At 71.4% G+C, this 21,960-nt stretch carries 19 protein-coding genes and 1 pseudogene; 11 read left to right on the top strand and 9 right to left on the bottom strand.

Annotation, left to right across the window (positions count from 1 at the left end; genetic code table 11):
* Positions 1-271: 271 nt before the first annotated feature.
* Positions 272-1,363, bottom strand: coding sequence for a mechanosensitive ion channel family protein (locus IEZ11_RS37575; protein WP_189267488.1), 1,092 nt, complete (start codon positions 1,361-1,363; stop codon positions 272-274).
* A gap of 140 nt (positions 1,364-1,503) precedes the next feature.
* On the opposite strand from IEZ11_RS37575, the gene IEZ11_RS37570 reads away from it, so the two are divergent.
* Both IEZ11_RS37570 and IEZ11_RS37565 read left to right on the top strand, forming a co-directional pair.
* Entirely contained in the window at positions 1,504-2,955 is a 1,452-nt protein-coding gene (locus IEZ11_RS37570; protein ID WP_189267487.1) for an FGGY family carbohydrate kinase, read from the top strand.
* A 25-nt stretch (positions 2,956-2,980) separates the two neighbouring features.
* Positions 2,981-3,253, top strand: a pseudogene (locus IEZ11_RS37565) (FAD-dependent oxidoreductase); the annotation flags it as partial.
* A 13-nt stretch (positions 3,254-3,266) separates the two neighbouring features.
* Here the strand turns inward: IEZ11_RS37565 and IEZ11_RS37560 are convergent.
* Together IEZ11_RS37560 and IEZ11_RS37555 are read right to left on the bottom strand one after the other, a co-directional pair.
* Positions 3,267-4,031 (bottom strand): crotonase/enoyl-CoA hydratase family protein, encoded by a 765-nt coding sequence (locus tag IEZ11_RS37560; protein WP_189267486.1) that lies wholly within the window; start codon positions 4,029-4,031, stop codon positions 3,267-3,269.
* 22 nt (positions 4,032-4,053) lie between these two features.
* On the bottom strand, positions 4,054-5,037 hold the full coding sequence (locus tag IEZ11_RS37555) for a lysylphosphatidylglycerol synthase transmembrane domain-containing protein (protein WP_189267485.1): 984 nt from the start codon (positions 5,035-5,037) through the stop codon (positions 4,054-4,056).
* 150 nt (positions 5,038-5,187) lie between these two features.
* Here IEZ11_RS37555 and IEZ11_RS37550 point away from each other — a divergent pair, with 150 nt between their 5' ends.
* From IEZ11_RS37550 to IEZ11_RS37540, 3 genes are all read left to right on the top strand, one after another.
* Entirely contained in the window at positions 5,188-7,053 is a 1,866-nt protein-coding gene (locus tag IEZ11_RS37550; RefSeq protein ID WP_189267585.1) for an ABC transporter ATP-binding protein, read from the top strand.
* Positions 7,054-7,307: 254 nt separating this feature from the next.
* A complete protein-coding gene (locus IEZ11_RS37545; protein WP_189267484.1) occupies positions 7,308-8,669 on the top strand; it encodes a chitinase in 1,362 nt (453 codons plus the stop codon).
* Between the two features lie 32 nt (positions 8,670-8,701).
* Positions 8,702-10,888, top strand: a complete 2,187-nt coding sequence (locus IEZ11_RS37540; RefSeq protein ID WP_189267483.1) for an RICIN domain-containing protein — start codon at positions 8,702-8,704, stop codon at positions 10,886-10,888.
* A gap of 60 nt (positions 10,889-10,948) precedes the next feature.
* Here the strand turns inward: IEZ11_RS37540 and IEZ11_RS37535 are convergent, their stop codons facing one another.
* The 6 genes from IEZ11_RS37535 to IEZ11_RS51390 all read right to left on the bottom strand — a co-directional run bounded on the left by IEZ11_RS37535 (position 10,949) and on the right by IEZ11_RS51390 (position 15,602).
* Positions 10,949-12,607, bottom strand: coding sequence for an MFS transporter (locus IEZ11_RS37535; RefSeq protein ID WP_229713613.1), 1,659 nt, complete (start codon positions 12,605-12,607; stop codon positions 10,949-10,951).
* A 116-nt stretch (positions 12,608-12,723) separates the two neighbouring features.
* Positions 12,724-13,191, bottom strand: coding sequence for a MarR family winged helix-turn-helix transcriptional regulator (locus tag IEZ11_RS37530; protein ID WP_229713604.1), 468 nt, complete (start codon positions 13,189-13,191; stop codon positions 12,724-12,726).
* An 89-nt stretch (positions 13,192-13,280) separates the two neighbouring features.
* Positions 13,281-13,553 carry a hypothetical protein gene (locus IEZ11_RS37525; RefSeq protein WP_189267482.1) on the bottom strand — a complete coding sequence of 91 codons (273 nt, stop codon included), beginning with the start codon at positions 13,551-13,553 and terminating at the stop codon, positions 13,281-13,283.
* 80 nt (positions 13,554-13,633) lie between these two features.
* The gene (locus IEZ11_RS37520) at positions 13,634-14,032 is read right to left on the bottom strand and encodes a hypothetical protein (RefSeq protein ID WP_189267481.1); all 399 of its coding nucleotides are present in this window, start codon (positions 14,030-14,032) and stop codon (positions 13,634-13,636) included.
* Positions 14,029-15,048 carry a metallophosphoesterase family protein gene (locus IEZ11_RS37515; protein WP_189267480.1) on the bottom strand — a complete coding sequence of 340 codons (1,020 nt, stop codon included), beginning with the start codon at positions 15,046-15,048 and terminating at the stop codon, positions 14,029-14,031. The genes IEZ11_RS37520 and IEZ11_RS37515 overlap by 4 nt, the downstream gene beginning before the upstream one ends.
* Entirely contained in the window at positions 15,045-15,602 is a 558-nt protein-coding gene (locus IEZ11_RS51390; RefSeq protein WP_229713603.1) for a cupredoxin domain-containing protein, read from the bottom strand. The genes IEZ11_RS37515 and IEZ11_RS51390 overlap by 4 nt, the downstream gene beginning before the upstream one ends.
* A gap of 357 nt (positions 15,603-15,959) precedes the next feature.
* Here IEZ11_RS51390 and IEZ11_RS37505 point away from each other — a divergent pair, with 357 nt between their 5' ends.
* The 6 genes from IEZ11_RS37505 (at position 15,960) to IEZ11_RS37480 (ending at position 21,893) form a co-directional block, all read left to right on the top strand.
* Positions 15,960-16,562 (top strand): sigma-70 family RNA polymerase sigma factor, encoded by a 603-nt coding sequence (locus IEZ11_RS37505; protein WP_189267479.1) that lies wholly within the window; start codon positions 15,960-15,962, stop codon positions 16,560-16,562.
* 25 nt (positions 16,563-16,587) lie between these two features.
* A complete protein-coding gene (locus IEZ11_RS37500) occupies positions 16,588-17,394 on the top strand; it encodes an anti-sigma factor (protein WP_189267478.1) in 807 nt (268 codons plus the stop codon).
* Positions 17,395-17,612: 218 nt separating this feature from the next.
* Complete coding sequence (locus IEZ11_RS37495; RefSeq protein ID WP_373295020.1) at positions 17,613-18,035, top strand: ATP-binding protein; 423 nt, start codon at positions 17,613-17,615, stop codon at positions 18,033-18,035.
* A 220-nt stretch (positions 18,036-18,255) separates the two neighbouring features.
* On the top strand, positions 18,256-18,672 hold the full coding sequence (locus tag IEZ11_RS37490; protein WP_189267476.1) for a hypothetical protein: 417 nt from the start codon (positions 18,256-18,258) through the stop codon (positions 18,670-18,672).
* A 368-nt stretch (positions 18,673-19,040) separates the two neighbouring features.
* Positions 19,041-20,504 carry a B12-binding domain-containing radical SAM protein gene (locus IEZ11_RS37485; RefSeq protein WP_189267475.1) on the top strand — a complete coding sequence of 488 codons (1,464 nt, stop codon included), beginning with the start codon at positions 19,041-19,043 and terminating at the stop codon, positions 20,502-20,504.
* 45 nt (positions 20,505-20,549) lie between these two features.
* Positions 20,550-21,893, top strand: a complete 1,344-nt coding sequence (locus tag IEZ11_RS37480; RefSeq protein WP_189267474.1) for an MFS transporter — start codon at positions 20,550-20,552, stop codon at positions 21,891-21,893.
* Positions 21,894-21,960 lie beyond the last annotated feature (67 nt).

Below are 21,960 nucleotides of genomic sequence, written 5' to 3'. Positions count from 1 at the left end.
CGTCCGGCGCCTCACGGTGCTCGGTGCAGTCCTCCCGGTAAACCACCAGAGGAAGAGGGGCGTGTGTACGTACGCCGCCGCATCGAGATCGACTCCCGGCGGTGCCTCGTAGAACCGACGCGCCCTGCCGTGAGACACAAAGAGGTGATCCACCCCAACTCCCTCTGAGACAACACGAGGTCAGGGAACCTGACGGTCTTCCCGCTCTCCCGGTGTCGCCTCAGACGGCACATGAGACAGCCAGAGTTACTTGTCCTCACCCGCGGAGCGCCTAGTCGGTGTGCGGCAGGCCCGCGGACATCTCGTCCGTGACGCGCTGCTGCGGGATCACCACGGCCCCCTGCTGGAGCGCCACCGTCCGGGCCGGAGCCGGGATACGGATGCCCTCCTCGCGGTAGCGGCGGTGCAGGCGCTTGACGAACTCGTGCTTGATCCGGAACTGGTCGCTGAACTCACCGACGCCCAGGATCACCGTGAAGCCGATCCGCGAGTCCCCGAAGGTGTGGAAGCGGATGGCGGGTTCGTGGTCCGGGACCGCGCCGGTGATCTCGGTCATCGTCTCGGTGATGACCTCGTGCGTGACCCGCTCGACATGGTCCAGGTCGCTGTCGTAGCCCACCCCCACCTGCACCAGGACCGTCAACTGCTGTTCGGGGCGGGTGTAGTTGGTCATGTTGGTCTTCGCCAGCTGGCCGTTGGGGATGACCACCAGGTTGTTGGAGAGCTGGCGGACGGTCGTCTGACGCCAGTTGATGTCCACGACATAGCCCTCCTCACCGCTGCTCAGCTGTATGTAGTCGCCCGGCTGGACGGTCTTGGAGGCGAGGATGTGGACGCCCGCGAAGAGGTTGGCCAGGGTGTCCTGGAGGGCCAGCGCCACCGCCAGACCGCCCACGCCCAGCGCGGTGAGCAGGGGGGCTATGGAGATGCCCAGCGTCTGGAGCATCACCAGGAAACCGATCGACAGGACCAGCACCCGGGTGATGTTCACGAAGATCGTGGCCGAACCGGCGACCCCCGAGCGGGACTGGGTGACCGACTGCACCAGCCCGGCGACCACCCGCGCCACCGACACCGTCACCGCGAAGATGAGCAGTACCTTCAGGCACTGGTTCGTGTGGTGCTGGACCGTCTTCGTCAGCGGCAGGACCGCCGCCGCGGCCGCCGCGCCGCCCGCGATCGCCGCCCACGGGACCACCGCGCGCAGCGCGTCCACGAGGACGTCGTCACCGCTCCAACGGGTCCGCTTCGCGTGCCCCGCCAGCCAGCGCAGCATCCCGCGTGACAGAAAGGCCAGCAACAGGCCGGCCGCGAGGGCGATTCCGGCCAGGACCAGGTCATCGACGGTGAGCGCTCGGTCCACCGGTCACCTCCCATTCGTTCGTGCAACCGCTCATCCTGCCGTATCCGCACGGAGGTTCGTGCCACCTGCACCCGGGTGTGCTTGTGCTGCCCCTCACCACTGCGGCAGGCTGTCGCGCAGTGATCGTCAGGGGAGGCTCTATGACAGGTCCGGTGCTCGCGGTCGACCAGGGCACGTCCGGCACCAAGGCCCTGGTGATCTGCCCCGAACGGGGCGTCATCGGCACCGGATTCGTCGCCGTACGGACCCGGCACCTGCCCGGAGGCCTGATGGAGGCCGACCCCGTGGAGCTCTACGACTCGGTGCTCGTCGCCGGCCGCCGGGCGCTCGCCGAGGCCGGTGAACCGGTGACCGCGTTCGGCCTGGCCAACCAGGGCGAGACCGTCCTCGCCTGGGACCCCGGCACCGGGCGTCCGCTCACCGACGCCATCGTCCGGCAGGACCGCCGGGCCGAGTCCCTCTGTGCCGGACTCGGCGAGCACGCCGAGGAGTTACGCAGCCTGACCGGTCTCCCGCTCGACCCCTGCTTCGCGGCGCCCAAGATGGCCTGGATCCGCCGCCACCTCACCACCGAGGGAGTCGTCACCACCACCGACGCCTGGCTGGTCCACCGGCTCACCGGTGCCTTCGTCACCGACGCCGCCACCGCCGGCCGCACCCACCTCCTCGACCTGGACCGGATGCAGTGGTCCGCCCGCGCCCTCGACCTCTACGGGCTGTCCGCCGAACACCTTCCCGGGATCGTCGACAACGCCCAACTCGTGGGAACCACAAAGGAGTTCGGAAGCAAGATCCCGCTCACCGGGCTCGCCACGGACCAGCAGGCCGCCCTGCTCGCCCAGCGGGTCACCGGGCCCGGCGGCGCCAAGTGCACCTATGGCACCGGGGCGTTCCTGCTCGCGCACACCGGTGACACGCCCCGGCGCAGCACCTCCGGACTGGTCAGCTCGGTCGCCTGGCGCCTCGCCGGAGAGCCCGGCTACTGCCTGGACGGCCAGGTGTACACCGCCGCCTCCGCCGTGCGCTGGCTCACCGACCTCGGCGTGATCTCGGGACCCGCCGACCTGGACCGGGTGGGCGGCGCCGTCCTCGACGCCGGCGGGGTCACCTTCGTCCCGGCCCTGGCCGGGCTCGCCGCCCCCTGGTGGCGCGGCGACCTGCGCGGTTCCCTCACCGGGCTGGGCCTCGACACCGGCCCCGGGCACCTGGTGCGGGCCCTGTGCGAGGGACTCGCCGCCCAGGTGACGGAGCTCGCCGAGGCCGCCGAGACCGACCTCGGCGCCCCGCTGACCGCGCTGCGCGTCGACGGCGGTCTGACCCGTTCGGCCCTGCTCATGCAGACCCAGGCCGACCTGCTGCAACGCCCCGTCGAGGTGTCCACGCTGCCCGACGCCACCGCCCTGGGCGTGGGCGCGCTGGCCCATCTCGGCAGCGACCCCGTCGACTTCCTGCCGGACGGCAGGCCCTCCGCCGTCTACGAGCCGCGCATCTCGGCCGCCGAGGCCGCCGACCGTCTGGGCGTCTTCCGGACCGCCGTCGCCACGCTCCTCGAAGGGCCGGTGGCCGGCTCCGGAGCCGGAGCACCCGCGTGACGGTCACCGCCGAGGCCCCCCGCCCTTGGGGCCGTACGACGTGACGGTCGTCGGCGCCGGGGTCGCAGGCAGCGCGATCGCCCGCGAACTCGCCCGCCACCCGCATCTCAGGGGCGCTCCGGCGGAGGCCCAGGACGACGTCGGCCAGGGCACCGCGAAGGCCGACACCGCCATCCTGCACACCGGTTTCGACGCCCGCCCCGGCACCCTGGAGGCCCGCCTCGTCCGCGAGGGCTCCCGCCTCCCGGCCGCCTGCGCCGCCGGGTCCGGCATCCCGGTCGAACCGGTGGGGGCGCTGCCGGAGCGGCTGGTCAGCCGCCCGTGAACGACCCGTGCCGGCCCGCCCCCGACGCGAACCGCGCGGCCCCCTCCAGACCTTCCGCCAGCACGCCCATGCCGTGCCGGATCTCGGCGCCCAGCGCCGCCGTCTCGTCCAGCCCCTCCTGGTCCAGCACCGACGCGCGGTCGCTGCGCAGGCAGGCCTGCGGGAAACCCGCGATGGACGCGGCCAGTTCCTCGGCCGCCCGGCGGGAGCTTCCGGTGGGGACGACCCGGTTGGCCAGCCCCATCTCGTACGCCTCGGCGGCCGGTACCGCGCGGCCGGTGAGGATCAGGTCCATCGCCCGGCTCGTGCCGATCAGCCGGGGCAGCCGTACCGTGCCGCCGTCGATCAGCGGCACACCCCAGCGGCGGCAGAAGACGCCGAACACCGCGTCCTCCTCGGCGACCCGCAGATCGCACCACAGGGCCAGCTCCAGGCCGCCGGCCACGGCGTGCCCGGCGATCGCCGCGATCACCGGCTTCGACAGGCGCAGCCGGGTCGGGCCCATCGGGCCGTCGCCGTCCTCCGCCACCCGGTTGCGGTGCTCGCCGCCCATCGCCTTGAGGTCCGCGCCCGCGCAGAACGTGCCGCCCTCGCCCCACAGCACCGCCACCCGGGCCGCGTCGTCCGCCTCGAACTCCCGGAAGGCCGCGACCAGTTCGGCCGCCGTCGGCCCGTCCACCGCGTTGCGCACCCCGGGCCGGGAGAGGACCACCGTCGTGACAGGACCCTGGCGTTCCAGGCGGACCGGCATGTGTTTCCTCCGCGGCGAGTGCTCAGATGACCTTCAGTCGTACCAGCGCTCCCAGTGTCAGTGCTCCCGGCAGCAACGGCACCCACACGGTGATGATCCGGTACGCGAGGACGACGGCCGTGGCCACCGCCACCGGGCCGCCGGCCGCCACCAGCGCCACGATCAGCGCCGCCTCCACCGAACCCAGGCCGCCCGGCGTGGGGACCAGGGCGACGGCGACCGTGGCCGCCAGGTACGCCAGCGCCATGTGCGCGGGCGGCACGTCGAGGCCCAGCGCCTGCCCCACCGCCACCAGACCGGCCGCCTGGAGGGCGGGGAAGGCGAGCGAGCCGCCCCACAGCGCCAGCGCCCGGGACGGACGGGTGTGCACCGAGCGGGCCTCGCCCAGGGCGCTGCGCACGAAGCGGAGCACCGGCTCGCGCACCCGTCGTACGAGGAACAGCGCGGTCAGCGCGGCGGTCACCAGCGCGCCGGCGACGGCGAGCAGCGGTCCGACGTCCGCGCCGGGCAGCAGGCCGTCGAGCCGCAGCGCGTCCGGGAAGGCGACGAAGAACACGGCCATCAGGCCCACGCGGGCGATCGACTCGGCGAGCAGATAGAGGGCCAGCGCGGCGGAGGAGGTGGCGAGCGGCACTCCGCACACGGCCATGAACCGCAGGTTCACCGCACCCGAGCCGAGTCCCGTCGGCAGCAGATGGTTGGCCGAGCCGGCCGCGAGCTGGGTGGCCAGCAGCCGCCAGCGGGGCAGCGGCTGGACGACCGCGCCCTGCCGGGTGAACGCGGCGGCCACCCAGGTCAGACAGGTGGCACCGCCCGCCGCCAGCAGCCAGGGCCAGGAGGCCTCGCGCAGATGGCCGAAGCCCTCGACGAGGACCTGCCGGTGCTGCACCGCGATGACCGCGACCAGCACGAGCGGAATCAGGGTGAGGACATGCCGCCAGGGGACGCGGCGGGCGAGCCGGGTCGGACGGCTCTCACGGAAGCCGGGGATTCTTACCGCTGTCACACCGGGAGAGGTTCTCCATGCCGCCCCAACTGCGGGTGGCGGAAGAGGAGACACCGGATGTCGGACGGGCAGCGGGTGGGGGAGGCCCGCGGGCCGCGCACGGACATTGACCTCAACGACGCTTGAGGTCCTACCGTCTCCCTCATGAGTATGGAGACCACCGCCTGGATGCAACTGCACAGCGTGATGACCGCACAGCAGGAGCGGCGCCCGTTCGAACGGGCCACGCTGCGTCGCATCGCCGCCTTCGCCCGCCCGTACCGGGGCGGCATCGTCCGGTTCGTGCTGCTCGGGGTGGTGACCGCCCTGCTCGCCGTCGCCACCCCGGTGCTCGCCGGCCATGTCGTCGACGCGATCGTGTCGGGGCACGACACCGGCGCGGTCGTACGGCTGTCCCTGCTGATCGCGCTGGTCGCGGTCGCCGAGGCGGCACTCGGGGTGCTCGGCCGACGGCTCTCGGCGACGCTCGGCGAGGGCCTCATCCTCGATCTGCGCACGGCTGTGTTCGATCATGTGCAGCGCATGCCCGTCGCGTTCTTCACACGTACCCGTACGGGAGCGCTCGTCAGCCGTCTCAACAACGACGTGATCGGCGCCCAGCGGGCCTTCGCCGGCACCCTCTCCGGCGTGGTCAGCAACCTGGTCACGCTGGTGCTCACGCTCGCGGTGATGCTCACCCTGTCCTGGCAGATCACCCTGCTCGCGCTGGTGCTGCTGCCGGTGTTCGTGGTGCCCGCCCGTCGGATGGGCGGCCGGATGGCCCGGATGCAGCGGGAGGCCGCCGCGCTCAACGCGGACATGGGCACCCGGATGACCGAGCGCTTCTCCGCGCCCGGCGCCACCCTGATCAAGCTCTTCGGCCGCCCCGAGGAGGAGTCGGCCGAGTTCACCGCCCGTGCCGCCCGGGTCCGGGACATCGGTGTGCGCACCGCCACCTCCCAGTCGGTGTTCATGACCGCGCTGACCCTGGTCTCCTCGCTGGCGCTCGCCCTGGTCTACGGCCTCGGCGGCTGGTTCGCGCTGCGCGGCAGCCTGGAGCCGGGCGCGGTGGTCTCCCTGGCCCTGCTGCTGACCCGCCTCTACGCCCCGCTGACCGCGCTCGCCGGCGCCCGTGTCGAGGTGATGAGCGCGCTGGTCAGCTTCGAGCGGGTCTTCGAAGTGCTCGACCTGAAGCCCCTGATCGAGGAGAAACCGGACGCCCGCGAGGTCCCCGAGGGCCCGGTGGCCGTCGAGTTCGAGGACGTCCGCTTCGCCTACCCGGCCGCCGACCAGGTCTCGCTGGCCTCGCTCGAAGAGGTCGCGGTCCTCGACTCGCGCGGCGGCAGCGAGGTCCTGCACGGCATCTCCTTCCGCGCCGAGCCCGGCCAGACCGTCGCCCTCGTCGGCTCCTCCGGCGCCGGCAAGTCCACCATCGCCCAGCTGCTGCCGCGCCTGTACGACGTCGACGAGGGCGCCGTCCGCATCGGCGGCACCGACGTCCGCGACCTGACCGCCGGCTCGGTGCGGGCCACCCTGGGCATGGTCACCCAGGACGGACACCTCTTCCACGACACCGTCCGCGCCAACCTGCTGCTCGCCCGGCCCGCGGCCACGGACGAGGAGCTGTGGGACGCCCTGGGGCGGGCCCGGCTCGGTGAGGTGGTCCGGGCGCTGCCCGACGGCCTGGACACGGTGGTCGGCGAGCGCGGCTACCGGCTCTCCGGCGGCGAGCGGCAGCGGATGACCATCGCCCGGCTGCTGCTGGCCCGCCAGCGCGTGGTGATCCTCGACGAGGCCACCGCCCATCTCGACAACACCTCGGAGGCGGCCGTGCAGGAAGCCCTCGCCGAGGCGCTCCAGGGGCGTACGGCCGTCGTCATCGCCCACCGGTTGTCCACGATCCGGGCCGCCGACCAGATCCTGGTGGTCGAGGCCGGCCGGATCGTGGAGCGCGGCACCCACGAAGCCCTGCTGGCGGCGGACGGGCGGTACGCGGAGCTGCACCGGACGCAGTTCGCGGAGGCGCCGACGGTCTGAAGGGGACTCGCCGTAGGGCTGCGGGCCGTTCCCGGGTGCGGGATTCGATGTGGCTGGTCGCGCCCACGCGGCGGCAGCCGCACATCGACGCAGCCCCGCGCCCTTCGGGGCGCACCCCCTTGACGCTGGTGGTCCGGACCTTTAGTTTCACGCCTTAAACAAAGACTCACGGATGCGCTCAACGCTCAGTGTCAACAAGGGCGTTGAGTGCAAACCGTGCTGCATCCCCCCGCGTGAAAGGCCACCCCCCGCATATGGCCAGGTCCCTCCCCACGGCTGTCTCCATAGCCGCGTTGACGCTCTCCGCAGGCCTGCTCACCGCCGCTCCGGCGCAGGCCGCCACCGGCACCGTCACCGGCCTCGCCGGCAAGTGCCTCGACGTCGCCGGCGCCAACTCCGCCGACGGCACGGCCGTCCAGCTCTACGACTGCAACGGCACCGCCGCCCAGCAGTGGACCGTCGGCAGCGACGGCACCATCCGCGCCCTCGGCAAGTGCCTTGACGTGACCGGCAGTTCGACCGCCGACGGCGCCAAGCTGCAACTGTGGACCTGCTCCGGCGGAGCGAACCAGCAGTGGACGGTGTCGTCCGCGCACGACATCGTCAATCCGCAGGCGAACAAGTGCATGGACGTCACCGACAACAACTCCGCCAACGGCACCCGGACACAGATCTGGACCTGCGCGGGCACCGCCAACCAGAAGTGGACGGCCCCGGCCGCCGGCGGCACCACCACCCCGTCCTCGCCGATGGCCGTGGCGCCGTACCTGTACAACGGCTGGGGCGACCCGCCGAGCCCGACCACGATCACCGACGCGACCGGTGTGAAGTACTACACGCTCGCGTTCGTCCTCAGCAACGGCTACTGCAACCCGCAGTGGGACGGCAGCCGGGCGCTGACCGGCGGGGTCGACCAGCAGACCGTCAACACCGTGCGCGCGGGCGGCGGTGACGTCATCCCGTCCTTCGGCGGCTACAGCGGCAACAAGCTGGAGAGCTCCTGCTCCAGCGCGGGCGAGCTGGCGGCGGCCTACCAGAAGGTCATCAACGCCTACGGCGGTCTCAAGGCGATCGACATCGACCTCGAAGCCGACGCCTACGGCAACGGGACCGTGCAGCAGCGGGTCGTGGACGCGCTGAAGACGGTGAAGGCCGACAACTCCGGTCTGAAGGTGTACATCACCATCGGCACCGGCCAGAGCGGCCCCGACACCAGCCTCATCAACCGGGCCGCGTCCGCCGGGCTGACCGTCGACGCCTGGGCCGTCATGCCGTTCGACTTCGGCGGCGCGGGCCAGAACATGGGCAACCTCACCACCCAGGCGGCCGAGGGGCTCAAGAACGCGCTGAAGAACGCGTACGGCTACAGCGACGACACCGCGTACCGGGACATGGGCATCTCGTCCATGAACGGGATCACCGACAACAGCGAGACCGTCACGGTGGCCGACTTCCGGACCATCCTCGCCTACGCCCAGCAGCACCACCTGGCCCGGCTCACCTTCTGGTCCGCCAACCGCGACCGGCCCTGCACCGGCGGCTCCGCCGACAGCTGCTCCGGCGTGAGCCAGTCCGCCTGGGACTTCACGCGCGTCTTCGCCGGATACACCGGCTGACCCCGCCACACGCCGCCTCCCGAGGAGAACCCGTGCCTTCCCTTCCCCGACGCCGCAGATCAACGGCCGCCGCGGCGGTGGCCGTCGTGGCCGCCTCCCTGCTCACCGCGGCGGGCGTGTCCTCGCCCGCGTCCGCCGCCACGCCGCCCACCGGCAACACCACCCTGCTCAACGCGGCCAGCGGCAGGTGCGTGGACGCCAAGGCCGCCGCGACCGCCGACGGCACCGTCGTCCAGCAGTACACCTGCAACAACACCACTGCCCAGCAGTGGAGTCTGGCCGCCACCAGCGACGGCTACGTCCGCATCAACAACGCCAACAACACCAGCGAGGTGCTGGACGTCACGGGCGTCTCGACGGCGGACAACGCGCCCGTCCAGATGTGGACCTACGGCGGCGGCAGCAACCAGCAGTGGCTGCCGGTCGACGACGGCGGCGGCGCGTACCACTTCGTGAACCGCAACAGCGGCAAATGCCTGGACGACCCCGCCGCCTCGACCGCCGACAGCGTGCAGTTCGTGCAGTACACCTGCAACGGCACCGCCGCCCAGCGCTTCCAGGTCGTCCCGGTGACCCAGGCGGGCAACCCGGACCTCGGATCCAACGTGGTCGTCTTCGACCCGTCGATGTCCGCGTCGACCATCCAGACCAGGCTGGACTCGATCTTCGCGCAGCAGCAGACCGACCAGTTCGGCTCCCAGCGCTACGCCGTGCTGTTCAAGCCCGGCGCCTACAGCGCGGACGTCAACGTCGGCTTCTACACGCAGGTGTTGGGCCTCGGCCTGTCGCCCGACGCGGTCTCGGTCAACGGCGCGGTGCACGCGGAGGCCGACTGGTTCCAGGGCAACGCCACCCAGAACTTCTGGCGCGGCGCCGAGAACCTCTCCGTCAACCCGACGGGCGGCAGCGACCGTTGGGCGGTCTCGCAGGCGTCCGCGTACCGCCGGGTGCACCTGCGCGGCAACCTCGCGCTGGACGACGGCGGCTGGTCCAGCGGTGGCCTGATCGCCGACAGCCAGATCAACGGCCAGGTCAACTCCGGTACCCAGCAGCAGTGGCTGACCCGAAACTCACAGCTCGGCAGCTGGACCGGCGCCAACTGGAACATGGTCTTCGTGGGCAGCACGGGCGTGCCGTCCACCACCTTCCCGAGCCCGCCGGACACCACGGTCGCACAGAGCCCGGTGACCCGTGAGAAGCCGTTCCTCTATGTCGACGGCTCCGGCACCTACCAGGTGTTCGTGCCGTCCACCCGCTCCAACACCTCCGGCACCAGCTGGAGTTCCGGCTCCGCCGCCGGTACCTCGCTGTCGCTGGACAGCTTCTACGTGGTGAAGCCGGGCGCCACCGCGTCCCAGATCAACGCGGCCCTGACGGCGGGCAAGAACCTCCTGGTCACCCCGGGTGTCTACCACCTCGACCAGACCCTGCAGATCAACCGCGCCGACACCGTCGTGCTGGGCCTCGGCCTCGCCACCTTCGTCCCGGACAACGGCATCACCGCCCTGAAGGTCGCCGACGTCGACGGAGTCGACATCGCGGGCCTGCTCTTCGACGCCGGCACCACCAACTCCGCCACCCTGGTGGAGGTGGGCCCCAGCGGCTCCACCGCCTCGCACGCCGGCGACCCGACCTCGCTGCACGACGTGTACTTCCGCGTCGGCGGCGCGGGCGTCGGCAAGGCCACCACGAGCCTGGTCGTCAACAGCGACAACGTCATCGGCGACCACATGTGGATCTGGCGTGCCGACCACGGCACCGGCGTCGGCTGGACCACGAACACCGCCGACACCGGACTGGTCGTCAACGGCGACAACGTGACCATGTACGGCCTGTTCGTCGAGCACTTCCAGAAGTACCAGACCATCTGGAACGGCAACGGCGGCCGGACGTACTTCTACCAGAACGAGATGCCGTACGACCCGCCGAACCAGTCGTCCTGGACGAACGGTTCGACCAAGGGCTACGCGGCCTACAAGGTCGCCGACTCGGTCACCAGCCACCAGGCGTACGGCCTCGGCAGCTACTGCTACTTCAGCTCCGATCCGAGTGTCGTCGCCGATCACGCCATCGAGGCGCCGGCCAACTCGAACGTCAGGTTCACCAGCATGGTGACGGTCTCCCTCGGCGGCACCGGCACCATCACCCATGTCATCAACAACAGCGCAGGACCGTCGAACTCGTCGGCCAACGTCGCGAACCTCACCTCGTACCCGTGACCGTCGCCCGGTGAGCGGACGGCGGGTGCCCCGGCGGATCTCCGCCGGGGCACCCGCCGTTCACGACGGCGCGTTGTGCCGGGACCGCGCCGTACGCGCCGCGGTCCGGTCCTCCGGCTTCCGGTGGTCCGGTCCGGGCCGGTGGGAGCCGCGCAGGGCGGAGGCCACGGCGGACACCAGGGCCATGCCGGCGGCCACGCCGAAGACGATGCCCAGGCCGTGGTGGAAGGGGCCGGAGACCAGCTGCGGGAAGAACGTGTGCCCGGTCAGCACCGACCGCTGGGCCCGGGTGACATGGTCCAGGACGCCTTCCGAGGCGAGCAGGTGCTGGACGGGGTTGTTGCCGAGGAACGTCGCGAACAGCGTGCTCACCGGCGGCAGCGACGCGGCGTGCGCGGCGGAGGCGGCCGGCACGCCGTGCGCCACGAGGCCGCTCTTCAGCGTCGCCGGGAGCGAGGTGGCGAGCCCGGACACCATCAGGGAGAAGAAGACGCCGATGGACAGCGCCGTACCGGAGTTCTGGAAGGTCGAGCGCATGCCCGAGGCGACACCCCGGTACTCGGCCGGCACACTGCCCATGATCGAGGAGGTGTTCGGGGCCGAGAACATGCCCTGGCCGATGCCGTTGAGCAGCAGCAGCGCCGCGAACAGCCCGTAGTCGAAGTCCACGGGCAGCGCGAGCAGCCCCAGGAAGGACACGGTGACGACCAGCAGCCCCGCGGTGGAGAAGAGCCGGGCGCCGAACCGGTCCGACAGATACCCGGAGACGGGCCCCGCGACGAGGAAACCGAGGGTGAGCGGAAGCATGAAGATGCCGGCCCACAGGGGGGTGTCCTCGAAGTCGTAGCCGTGCAGCGGCAGCCAGATGCCCTGCAGCCAGATGATCAGCATGAACTGCAGACCGCCGCGCGCGATCGAGGTCAGCAGGGCGGCCACGTTGCCCGCGGCGAACGCCCTGTTCCTGAACAGTGCCAGGTCGAACATGGGCTCGGCGACCCGCGTCTCGATGACACAGAACGCGAGCAGCAGGGCGAGGCCACCGATCAGGCCGGTCAGCACCCACGGGTTGCCCCAGCCGGTGGCGCTGCCGCCGTAGGGCTGGATCCCGTAGGTGATCCCGGCCAGCAGGATGCCGGCGCCGGCCGCGAAGGTGAGGTTGCCCAGCCAGTCGATCCGGCCGGGCCGGCCCGTCGAGGTCTCGCGCAGGCTCAGGTACGACCAGATCGTGCCGGTGATGCTGACCGGGACGCTCACCCAGAACACGGCACGCCAGTCGACCACGGCGAGCAGACCGCCCGCCAGCAGGCCGAGGAACTGGCCCGCGAGCGCGGTGATCTGGTTGATGCCGAGGGCCATGCCGCGCTGCCGGGCCGGGAAGGCGTCGGTGAGGATGGCGGCCGAGTTGGCGGTGAGCATGGACCCGCCGAAGGCCTGCACGATCCGCCACAGGATCAGCCACAGGGCACCGGCCCCCGCGCGGAACGGATCGAGCGACAGCGCCACCGAGGCGCACGCGAAGATCAGGAAGCCGAGGTTGTAGATCTTCACCCGCCCGAACATGTCGCCGAGCCGCCCGAGCACGACGACCAGCACGGCGGACACCAGCAGATAGCCGAGGATCATCCACAGCAGATAGCCGATGTTGCCCGGCGCCAGCGGGTCGAGCCCGATGCCGCGGAAGATCGCCGGCAGCGAGATGATCACGATCGACGCGTCCATCGTGGCGATCAGCACGCCGAGCGTGGTGTTCGACAGCGCGACCCACTTGTAGCCGGGCCCGGCCGGGGTGTCCTTGCGGCGGGCCGAGCGCAGGGCGGCGGACCATCCGCGCCCGGTCACAGCCGCTCCGCCAGCCGGTCGAGGAGCGGCAGGGCGGCCCCGAGCGTCGCCCGCTCCTCGGCGGAGAACCCGTCGACGACGGCCGCGAGCCGCTGCACCGACTCGGAGCGCCGCTCGGCGAGCACGGCCCGCCCCTCGTCGGTGACGGCCAGAATGCTCCGCCGCCCGTCCGTGGCATCGGGGGTACGACGGACCAGCCCGCGCTGTTCGAGCTGGGCGAGGGTGCTCGCCATGGCCTGTGGCCGTACCCGCTCCAGCTCGGCGAGCGAGGTCGGCGAGTCGGGGCCCTCGGAGGCCAGCCGCGCCAGCACGGACACGCCCGACAAGGACACGTCCCCCACGGCGTGCGCCTGCCGCAGCCGCCGGGTGACCCGGCCCACGGCGAGCCGGAGCTCGGAAGCGAGCCGGGTGGCATCGCTCAGATCGCGTATGCCGCCGCCGTCGGCGGTCATGTCTGTCTTCATATGTACTAACAGTAGGTTTATCAGTCTGAACTGTTCAACCAACCGGTAGTAAATCCGGGCCACGGCACCGTGCGCCGTCCGGGCTGCGTTCAGCCCGGTCGGTGGTGGAGCAGGGCGGCCCGAAGCTCGTCCGTGGTGATCTGTTCGGCGGGGCGGTGGAGCGTCCAGCGATGGGCCTCGCCGTGCATGGGCAGCACCCCGACGACGGTCTCCGGCGCCGGGCGGCCGGCTTCGCCACGGACGAGCCGGCGGATGACGACGGCGGTGTCGTCGTCCAGACCGAGCAGGGCCCGCACGGCATTCCTCAGTTCGCGCAGGCGTGGGCTGGGCCAGGCGATTCCCGGGCGTGGTTCCAGGTACATGACGGCACTCCTTGGTTCCGGGAGCAGACGGGGGCGGGGGTGTGGGCGGGGGTGCGGGCGACGGCGCTGATCGGCGGGACTCAGGCGGTACGGGACCGCCTGGTCAGGGTCGCCTGCCAGGCCGCGAGGAACAGCAGCGTGCAGGTTTCGGCGAGGAGGGTGAGGACGGCCTGCGGCTCGGGCCGCAGACCGCGCTCGGTGAACCCGAACACTCCTACGGTGCGGGAGGCGGCGAAGCCGCCCAGGGCGCCGAGCGCGGTGCCTGCCACGGCGGCCCTCAGGGCCAGGGGCGGTGTCCCGATCGACAGCAGGGCCGCGAGGGCGAAGGAGGCAGCGGCCTGGAGCAGGAACAGCGGGCCGATGACGTGGATGAAGCGATACCCGTCGAGGTAGAGCCGGGCGTGGACGTATCCACCGACGGCGAGGGTCGCGGCGGTCGCCCACCGCAGGGCGGGAGCGAGCAGGCCTCGGGTGTTCATGCCAGCCTCTGGTCCGTGACGGCCAGTTCACGGTCACCTCGGCGGTAGCCGACGCTGCGGATGCCGAGTGCCTCCCTGAGCTGGCGGGCGGGGACGACCTGCGGGGTGGGAGCGGGGGCGCGGCCCGGTCTGGGCAGGGGGTAGGCGGTGGTGGTGGCGGAGTGGAAGGTGATGTTCCCCTCCGTCTTGGTGAACAGCTGGTGGACGTGCCCGTTGAGACAGGTGACGGAGGAGAAGCGGCGCAGCAGTGCGATGACCTTCAGGGCGTCGTCGGTGCTCCAGCCCCACTTCGGGTACATCGCGAACAGCGGGATGTGGCTGAAGACCACCACGGGGGTGTCCGACGACAGTCCCGCGAGGTCCTTGCGGACGAAGTCGATCTGCTCGGTGCCGAGGTGGCCGAGCTTCTCCAGGCTCAGCGTGTTGACCAGGGCGATGAAGTGCACACCGTGGGTGTCGAAGCTGTACCAGCCCTCGCCGAGCGTGCCCATGCCGAAGGTGCGCCGGTAGGCGCGGCCCGCGTCACCTATGGAGTCGTGCTCGCCCGGCACGGTGAAGACGCGGTCCGTCCTCATCCCGGTCATCATCTGCTTGACCTGGTCGAACTGCCCGGCCGTGGACAGGTGGGTCAGATCGCCGCTGTGCATGACGAAGTCAGGCCTGAAACCGAGCGAGTTGACCTGCCTGATCGCTTCGGCGAAGGAGCCGGCCACGTTCGTGTTCGCCGGGCCCTGGAAGCCGATATGGCTGTCGGAGACCTGCACGAACCGCAGCGGGCCGCCTCCCGCCACGGCGGCCGCGGCCGCGGTGTCGGTTCCGGCGTCGGTGTCGGCGCCGGTGTCCCGGGAGTCCGCGACATGGCTCAGCACCTCGCCACCGGCCACGGTCAGCACCACCGCGCCGCCGAACCATCCGGCATGCCGCATGAGTTGACGTCGAGTCATGCCGTGCTCGGTGTCGGGCCCGGGGGCGTCGTCGGCCGGTGTTCCGTCGTGACTGTCGTGGTAGCCGGTCATCGGGTCACCTCCACGGTGGCGGTCATGAACGGATGGATGGTGCAGAGGTAGGCATAGGTGCCGGGCCTGGTGAACGTGTAGCTGTAGGTGGCACGGGTGGTCAGGGCGGCCGAGTGCAACGGGCCGCCCGGTCCGGCGCTGGTGACGGTGTGGGCGTCGGTGTCCTGGTTGGTCCACGTCACCCTGGTGCCCGCCCTGACCTTCAGCGCGGCGGGGGAGAAGGCGAAGTTGCTGATCGCCACCGCGTTCGCGGCCACCGGCGCGGCCGACGCGGCCCTGCCGGTGCCCGAGGGGTCCATCGGCATGCGCATACCGGGCATGGCCGAGGCGCCGGGAGCGGTCGAGGCGCCGTGCGTGGTCGAGGCGCCGGGCATCCCTGCCGTCCGGTGCTGACCCGGTCCGGGTGAGAGTGCGGCGGTCGCGCCGGCCGGTGAACGCGGTGACTGACCGCACGAGCTGAGGAGCCCCACCGCGCCGGTGGTGGCGAGGACGGTGACGGCCAGTCCGGCCGCGACGCGTGATCGCCTGCCAGGTGTACGGAAGTTCAGGTGCATGGTGTCCGGTCCTCACTGGTCGGGCGGAGACGTGGACTGCGCCGGCTCGGCGCCCGTCACCGCGGGAAGGTGTGGTGGATGCCGCGTTCAGGGGGTGCGCCCCGCGCGGATCCGGTGACCGCGCTCGGCCCTCGGTCGCTGTGCGCGGGGAGAGGGCGAGGAACTGCGAGCGAGTCGGGTCCTGTCCGGTTCCACGGACGGCGGGGGCTCCGCGGTTCGATGGATATGCACTTTTTGTGAGACTTCTCGGTGGTGCGGGACCCGGCGGGGCGCGCCTCCCGCGGCGCGGTCGGAGTGTCATGGGTGGTACGCGTAGCGTTACAGGACAAAGCGGTACATGTGCGCGATGATCGGCCTATGCCCTGGAGTTCCCGAAAACGTGGTCCGCGGACGGATCCGAATCGCTCCGCGCACCGTGAATCCGGTAAAGGGACGCTTTCGACCGCGGACGAGGAGCTGCTCCGCACGCTGTACGCGGAGCACGCGGGAGCCCTGCTCCACTACGTGCTGCGACTGACTTCGGGAGACTGGCAATGGGCGGAGGACGTGGTGCAGGAGACCCTGCTGCGGGCGTGGCAGCATCCCGCCGCGTTCGACCCCGAACGCGGCCCGGCCCGAGCCTGGCTGTGCACGGTCGCCCGGCGTCTGGTCATCGACGCCCACCGGGCCCGGCAGGCCAGACCGGCCGAGGCCGGCGGCGAGGCCCTTCAGCGGGCCGCCGAGCAGACGCCGGGCGAGGACCGGATCGAGCAGGCGCTGCAGAGCTGGGCGGTCGCCGACGCGGTCCGCTCGCTGTCCCCGGAGCACCGTGCCGTCCTGCTGGAGACCTACTACCGGGGCCGGACCATGGCGGAGGCCGCGAAGGTGCTGGGCATCCCGCTGGGCACCGTGAAGTCGCGGACGTACTACGCCCTGCACGCCCTGCGGCTGGCCATGCAGGAACGGGGCATCGAGCCATGACCGTGGCGGCCGGGAGGTGACGACCATGAGTGCGGAGCACGACGCCCTCCGGCTGGCGCTCGGGGGATACGTCCTGGGCACGCTGCCCCCGGCGGAAGCGGAACGGGTCCGCGTCCACCTGGCGGAATGCGCCGACTGCCGGGCCGAACACGCCCGGCTGGCGGGGCTGCCCGCGCTGCTGGCGACGGTGACCGAAGCCGAGGCCTCCGGTCAGACGGTGCCGACCGCCGACGAGGAGCTTGCCGACCGGCTGGTGGCACGGGCCGCCGAAAGCGCTCAGGGCTCCCCGCTCGAAAGGCCTGCCGTGCCGGCCGCGCCTGCCGCGCCCGCGGTGCCGGAGGTGTCGGCAGGGGGTGTGCTGGAGAGGTTGCTGCAGCGGGCCGCGGCCCGGCACCGCAGGCGGGTACGTCTGCAACTGGCCGGTGCCGCCGCCTCGCTGACGTTCGTCGCGGCGGCGGTCGGCGGCACCTGGCTGGCGGCCGTCGGGTCCGTGAGCAGCCAGGCGAACCCGCCCGGCCCGACCGCGCCGACCGCCTCACGCACCTTCTCCGGAAGCGATTCCGCCACCGGCGTCTCCGCCTCCGTGAAGGTCTGGCCCTCCTCCTGGGGCAGTGTCCTCCAGGTCTCCGCCAGGGGGGCGCCCGCCGGAATCACCTGCCGGTTGCAGGCGGTCGGGCCCGGCGGGGTCAGGACCGACGGCGCCACCTGGCGGGCGGGCCAGTACCCGCGCGGCACCACCGTCCCCGGGGCGGTCGCCATGTCCCCGGGGGCCATCGACCACTTCGAGATCCTCGCGGGCGACGGTCGGAAGCTGGTCACCGTCCAGGCGTGAGGCGAGGCCGGGGACCGGACGGCCGCATGGACGTGACCGGCGAGAAACAAGGCCAAAAGGTTCGAATCGCTTGAACCGGCCGGCATGCGGCATCCGTGGAACTGGATGAGCGCGCCTCTTCGGGATCCGGCGTCACCGACAGCCCCCGAAGACGCTGGTGATCTTCCCCCCCCGTTCCGCTCTCCGTACCTCCACAGAAGAGCCACAGGACCATGTTCGTGACCGATTTCCCCAGCCCGAGTTCACCGCCCGGCCGGCCCTGCCGCCACGAGGCACTGCTCACCCTGCCCGCGCAGGAGGCACACGTCTCCGCCGCCCGTCACTTCGCGGCCGATCTGCTGGAGACCTGGAGCGTGCCCGCGGGCCAGCGGGACTCCGCCGTTCTCATCGTCGACGAACTCACCGCCAACGCCGCCCGGTACGGCCGCGAGCGCATGACCCTGCTGCTCGTCCTGGACGACGGCACTCTGCACATCGTGGTCACCGACTCCGGCATGGCGGTGGAGCGCCGTCGTCCGGCCCTCGCCCCCGAGGAGCACGGCCGCGGCACCGGCATCGTCCAGTACCTCGCCCAGTCGACCGAGGTCCGTCAGACCCGAGGCGGCCGTGAGGTCCGCGCCTGCCTCAGGTGCTCGTCATGACCGGGCCGGGCGTTCCGCCGGAACCGCGGCCCCCTGCCGAGGCCGGGGCGCCCTTCGCGACCCACAAGCCGTGCCCCGTCGACGGCTGCCCGGGTCCGGCCCGGGTGCCCGTGCGGTCCGCGGCCCACCCGCCGGTCGTCGTTCCCCGCGACCCCGGCCGGGACGAGCCGTCGTGCCGACGCTGTGGCGCCGGCCCCCGCGGACCGATGGAGGGGTGAACGTGGACGCCGTCCCGGACAGTGCCGCCGCGGCCGCCGCCCCGCCCCCGCACGAGGCGTACGCCGACGCGCCGGACCTGCGCCACGAGATGCACCAGGTGCTCGCCCTCGGGGCCGAACGTGACGGCCGCCAGGCCGGGCCCGCCACCGGTGCCCTGACCGGCGGAAGGGCCGCCGAACGCGTCTGGCTGCTGCGACGAGCCGCCCTCATGGACCGGATGGCCCTGGGTGACCCGGGCCCCGGCCCGGTCGCGGCCGCCGCGGAGACGGCCGGGCAGTTCGTCCTGCACGACCGCCGGCATCCCGACCTGGCGACCGGCCCGTACCTTCCCGACCCGGTCACACCCGCCCACGGCCACCGCCACTACGTCCGCCAGGCGTACGCAGCCTGGACGGCCGCCGGGCGCCCCGGAATCTGAATCGGCGTTCTGCCGGTTCGGCACTTCCCGCAAGAAGAGGTGCGCCCAATCCATCAGGCAATGCCATGGGGCCTCAAGGGCACGTCCGAAGTCCGTACCTGACGGCATCGGCGTTTGTTCGTTCTCAACTCGCCTGTCGAGTGGTGGTGTTGAGTTCCCGTGTGATCAGATGAATCCGAGCAGGACGGTTCCGGACGCCTTCGGCCGCAGGTCCGGCCAAGAGGCCGGTTACGCGCCGAGCCGCACATACCGGTCAGTGGTGCGCGGACATCGGGTTCCCGAGGCACATTCCAAAAGGCTCCCTCGAACCGCCTCTTGCTCTCGGTCCCGTTGGATGATCCCAGGCTCTCGACCGCTCTGGAGCACTTATGCACGTCGCGTTCGTTCACACCCCGATCCCGCTGCGCGAGGTGAAGAACCGAGGGGATTACTGGCACAGTTTCGACACCCGCTACATAGCCGCGCATCCCCATGTCCGACCGATGCGGAAAATCCTCTGGGAGTTGCCCCACTGGGTGCCGTGGCTGGCCGGTGTTCTCGCGGAGGCCGGTTTCGACTCGCTGGAGGCTCTGGACTTCTACGGCGACTGCGCCGTCGTCGACGGGATCGACGAGGCGAAGATCACCGAGCGGCTGCGGAGCCATCCCGCGGACGTGTACCTCTTCTCGCCGATGACGGTCAACCTGCCCCAGGCGCTGCGCATGGCGGAGATCGTCAAGGAGCTGCACCCACGTGCCGTCACCGTTTTCGGCGGTGTGGTCGCGACCCCCCTGTACGAGGAGGTCGCCAGGAACCGCAGCGTGGACTACGTGGTCCGGGACCGCGGTGAGTACGCGCTGCCCGAACTGCTGCTGGCGTTACGGGACAGGACCGACCTCTCCGGCATCCGTAATCTCGTCTTCGAGAGGCCCGGCGGTGAACTCGCCGTGGGCAGGCTCAATCCCTACATGCCGGTCGAGAAGATCCCCTTTCCCAAGGTCGACATATTCCCCGAGGACACGGGTCTCGATCTGCGGTACATCCGGCAGAACTACGCGCTGGGATGTCCGTTCACCTGCGATTTCTGCACCATCCAGACCATCGGCCGCAAGCCGGAGTACTTCACGCCCGACCGGGTCATGGCCGAGGTCGCCGCGTACCGGGCGCGGTTCGGTGAACACCATCACGTCTACTTCGGAGACGAGACGTTCACCGCCAACACCCAGCGGACACTGGACATCTGCTCGGCGCTCGAGAAGGCGGGGAACATCACCTACGACTGTCAGACCCGTCTCAACTGCCTGCGCGACGCGCGTCTTCCGGCGGCTCTGTACGACAGCGGCTGCCGATGGCTGGAGATCGGCCTGGAGTCGTCCAACCCCGACACGCAGCACGAGTTCAAGCAGCACACGAAGCTCGACCCGCTGGAGGAGACCCTCGCACGACTCCGTGACGCAGGCCTGCCCACCTGCTCGTACCTGATCGTGGGGCTGCCGAACGAGAAGCCCGACGACATGAAGCGCACCGTCGACTGGGCCGCCTCCCTCATCGACCGCGGCCTGCTCCACGCCTCGTACCTGTCGCTCTTCGTCCCGTACCCCGGCACGCCCATGTTCTCCCACCCGGAGCGCTACGGCATGAAGTTGCTGCACCGCCGGTTCGACCTCTACAACGAGGAACTGGCTCCCGTGGTCGACACCAGGTACGCCAGGAGCGACGAGGTGTACGACATCTTCGTCGACGGCGTCGGAGTGCTCGCCGAGGCGATGTCGCGGACACCTTCCCTCACCTTCGACCGGGCCGAACGGGTTTCGCCCCACCGCGCCTACGGCGAGTTCTGGCGCACGGGCTGAGGACCGCCCCCTCCCGTCCACGACCAGTCAGAAGAAAGGGCGCTGATGATACGACGACTCTCGCGCGTGCTGCCGGACCTGACCCCGCTGCGCACGCTCCGCGACTTCCGGCTGCTGTGGTTCGAGGGCCTGGTGATGGGATTCGGCAGCTCCATCGCCCTGGTCGCCATGCCCCTGCAGATCAAGGAACTGACGGGTTCACCCTTCGCGGTGGGTCTGACCGGGGCCGTCGAACTCGTGCCGCTCGTCGTCTTCGGCCTGTACGGGGGAGCGCTCGCCGACCATGTGGACCGGCGCAGGATCATCGTGCTCACCGAGTCGGGGCTCGGCGTGCTCGCCTGTGGGCTGCTGGTGAACTCCCTGCTGCCGCACCCCGCGTTGTGGCCGCTGTATGTCACCGCCGCGCTGGTCTCCGTGCTCTCCGGCCTGCAGCAACCGGCCCTCAGCTCGCTGATCGCCAGGATCGTGCCGCACGACCAGCTGACGGCGTCCGCCGCGCTGAACTTCGCCTCCGGACAGGTCTCGGGCATCCTGGGCCCGGCGCTGGCAGGCATCATCGTGGCCTGGGGCGGAACGTCCCTCGCCTACGGGGTGGCGCTCGCGGCGCTCTGTGTCGCGGTGCCGCTGTGTCTGCGGCTCTCGCCGAGTCCGCCCGCCCGTGAGAACGGACGCCCGTCCTTCGCGAGCCTCGTCGAGGGCGCGCGTCACGCGTTCGGCAAGCCGGTGCTGATCGGCACCTACGCGATGGACATCGTCGCCATGTTCTTCGCGTATCCCGTCACGCTCTTCCCCTTCCTGGCCAACGATCTGCACGCGCCCTGGGCGGTCGGCATGCTGTTCGCGGCGGTTCCGCTGGGCGCGATGCTGGTCACGGTCACCAGCGGCTGGGTGTCGAAGGTCCGCAGGCACGGCCGGCTGGTGGCGCTCGGCGCCGCCGGCTGGGGGCTCGCCGTCGCCCTGTCCGGTCTGACGGACCGCATATGGCTCGTGTTCGCCTGCTTCGTGCTCGCGGGCGCCCTGGACATGATCAGCGGGCTGGCCCGGCACACGATCTGGGACCAGACCGTCCCCGACGAACTCCGTGGCAGGCTGGCCGGGATCGAGGTCCTGTCGTACAGCTGCGGGCCGCAGCTCGGCCAGCTCCGGGCCGGTACCACCGCCAGTCTGATCGGTACCCGCGCCTCGATCTGGAGCGGTGGCGTGCTGTGCGTGGCGGCGGTCGGTGCCCTGGCGCTGGCCCTGCCCCGGCTGCTGAGCTACCACGCGGACACGGACGAGGACGCGCTGCACCGCAAGGCCCAGAAGGAGGCGCCGGCGGGGGCCACCGGCGCGGAGCCGCGCGACGCGGTCGGCGGCATGGAACGCCAGGAGGCGGCAGGCCCGCTCTGAGCGGCTGTCGCCCCGTGCCGTCCATCTCCGGTCCGCCCGCTCTGAGGTGAGCGGGCGGACCGCGTCT

Source organism: Streptomyces fuscichromogenes, from assembly GCF_014645815.1.
Taxonomy (GTDB): domain Bacteria; phylum Actinomycetota; class Actinomycetes; order Streptomycetales; family Streptomycetaceae; genus Streptomyces; species Streptomyces fuscichromogenes.
Note: the sequence above shows the minus strand (reverse complement) of the source record. Positions and strands in the feature narration are given on the sequence as shown.

What these genes read in the sequence shown, in the direction of transcription:
- IEZ11_RS37570 (WP_189267487.1), top strand. Translation starts at nt 1,504, where the DNA reads ATGACAGGTCCGGTGCTCGCGGTCGACCAGGGCACGTCCGGCACCAAG.
- IEZ11_RS37560 (WP_189267486.1), bottom strand. Translation starts at nt 4,031, where the DNA reads ATGCCGGTCCGCCTGGAACGCCAGGGTCCTGTCACGACGGTGGTCCTC.
- IEZ11_RS37550 (WP_189267585.1), top strand. Translation starts at nt 5,188, where the DNA reads ATGGAGACCACCGCCTGGATGCAACTGCACAGCGTGATGACCGCACAG.
- IEZ11_RS37545 (WP_189267484.1), top strand. Translation starts at nt 7,308, where the DNA reads ATGGCCAGGTCCCTCCCCACGGCTGTCTCCATAGCCGCGTTGACGCTC.
- IEZ11_RS37535 (WP_229713613.1), bottom strand. Translation starts at nt 12,607, where the DNA reads ATGGACGCGTCGATCGTGATCATCTCGCTGCCGGCGATCTTCCGCGGC.
- IEZ11_RS37530 (WP_229713604.1), bottom strand. Translation starts at nt 13,191, where the DNA reads ATGAAGACAGACATGACCGCCGACGGCGGCGGCATACGCGATCTGAGC.
- IEZ11_RS37525 (WP_189267482.1), bottom strand. Translation starts at nt 13,553, where the DNA reads ATGTACCTGGAACCACGCCCGGGAATCGCCTGGCCCAGCCCACGCCTG.
- IEZ11_RS37520 (WP_189267481.1), bottom strand. Translation starts at nt 14,032, where the DNA reads ATGAACACCCGAGGCCTGCTCGCTCCCGCCCTGCGGTGGGCGACCGCC.
- IEZ11_RS37515 (WP_189267480.1), bottom strand. Translation starts at nt 15,048, where the DNA reads ATGACCGGCTACCACGACAGTCACGACGGAACACCGGCCGACGACGCC.
- IEZ11_RS51390 (WP_229713603.1), bottom strand. Translation starts at nt 15,602, where the DNA reads ATGCACCTGAACTTCCGTACACCTGGCAGGCGATCACGCGTCGCGGCC.
- IEZ11_RS37505 (WP_189267479.1), top strand. Translation starts at nt 15,960, where the DNA reads ATGCCCTGGAGTTCCCGAAAACGTGGTCCGCGGACGGATCCGAATCGC.
- IEZ11_RS37500 (WP_189267478.1), top strand. Translation starts at nt 16,588, where the DNA reads ATGAGTGCGGAGCACGACGCCCTCCGGCTGGCGCTCGGGGGATACGTC.
- IEZ11_RS37485 (WP_189267475.1), top strand. Translation starts at nt 19,041, where the DNA reads ATGCACGTCGCGTTCGTTCACACCCCGATCCCGCTGCGCGAGGTGAAG.
- IEZ11_RS37480 (WP_189267474.1), top strand. Translation starts at nt 20,550, where the DNA reads ATGATACGACGACTCTCGCGCGTGCTGCCGGACCTGACCCCGCTGCGC.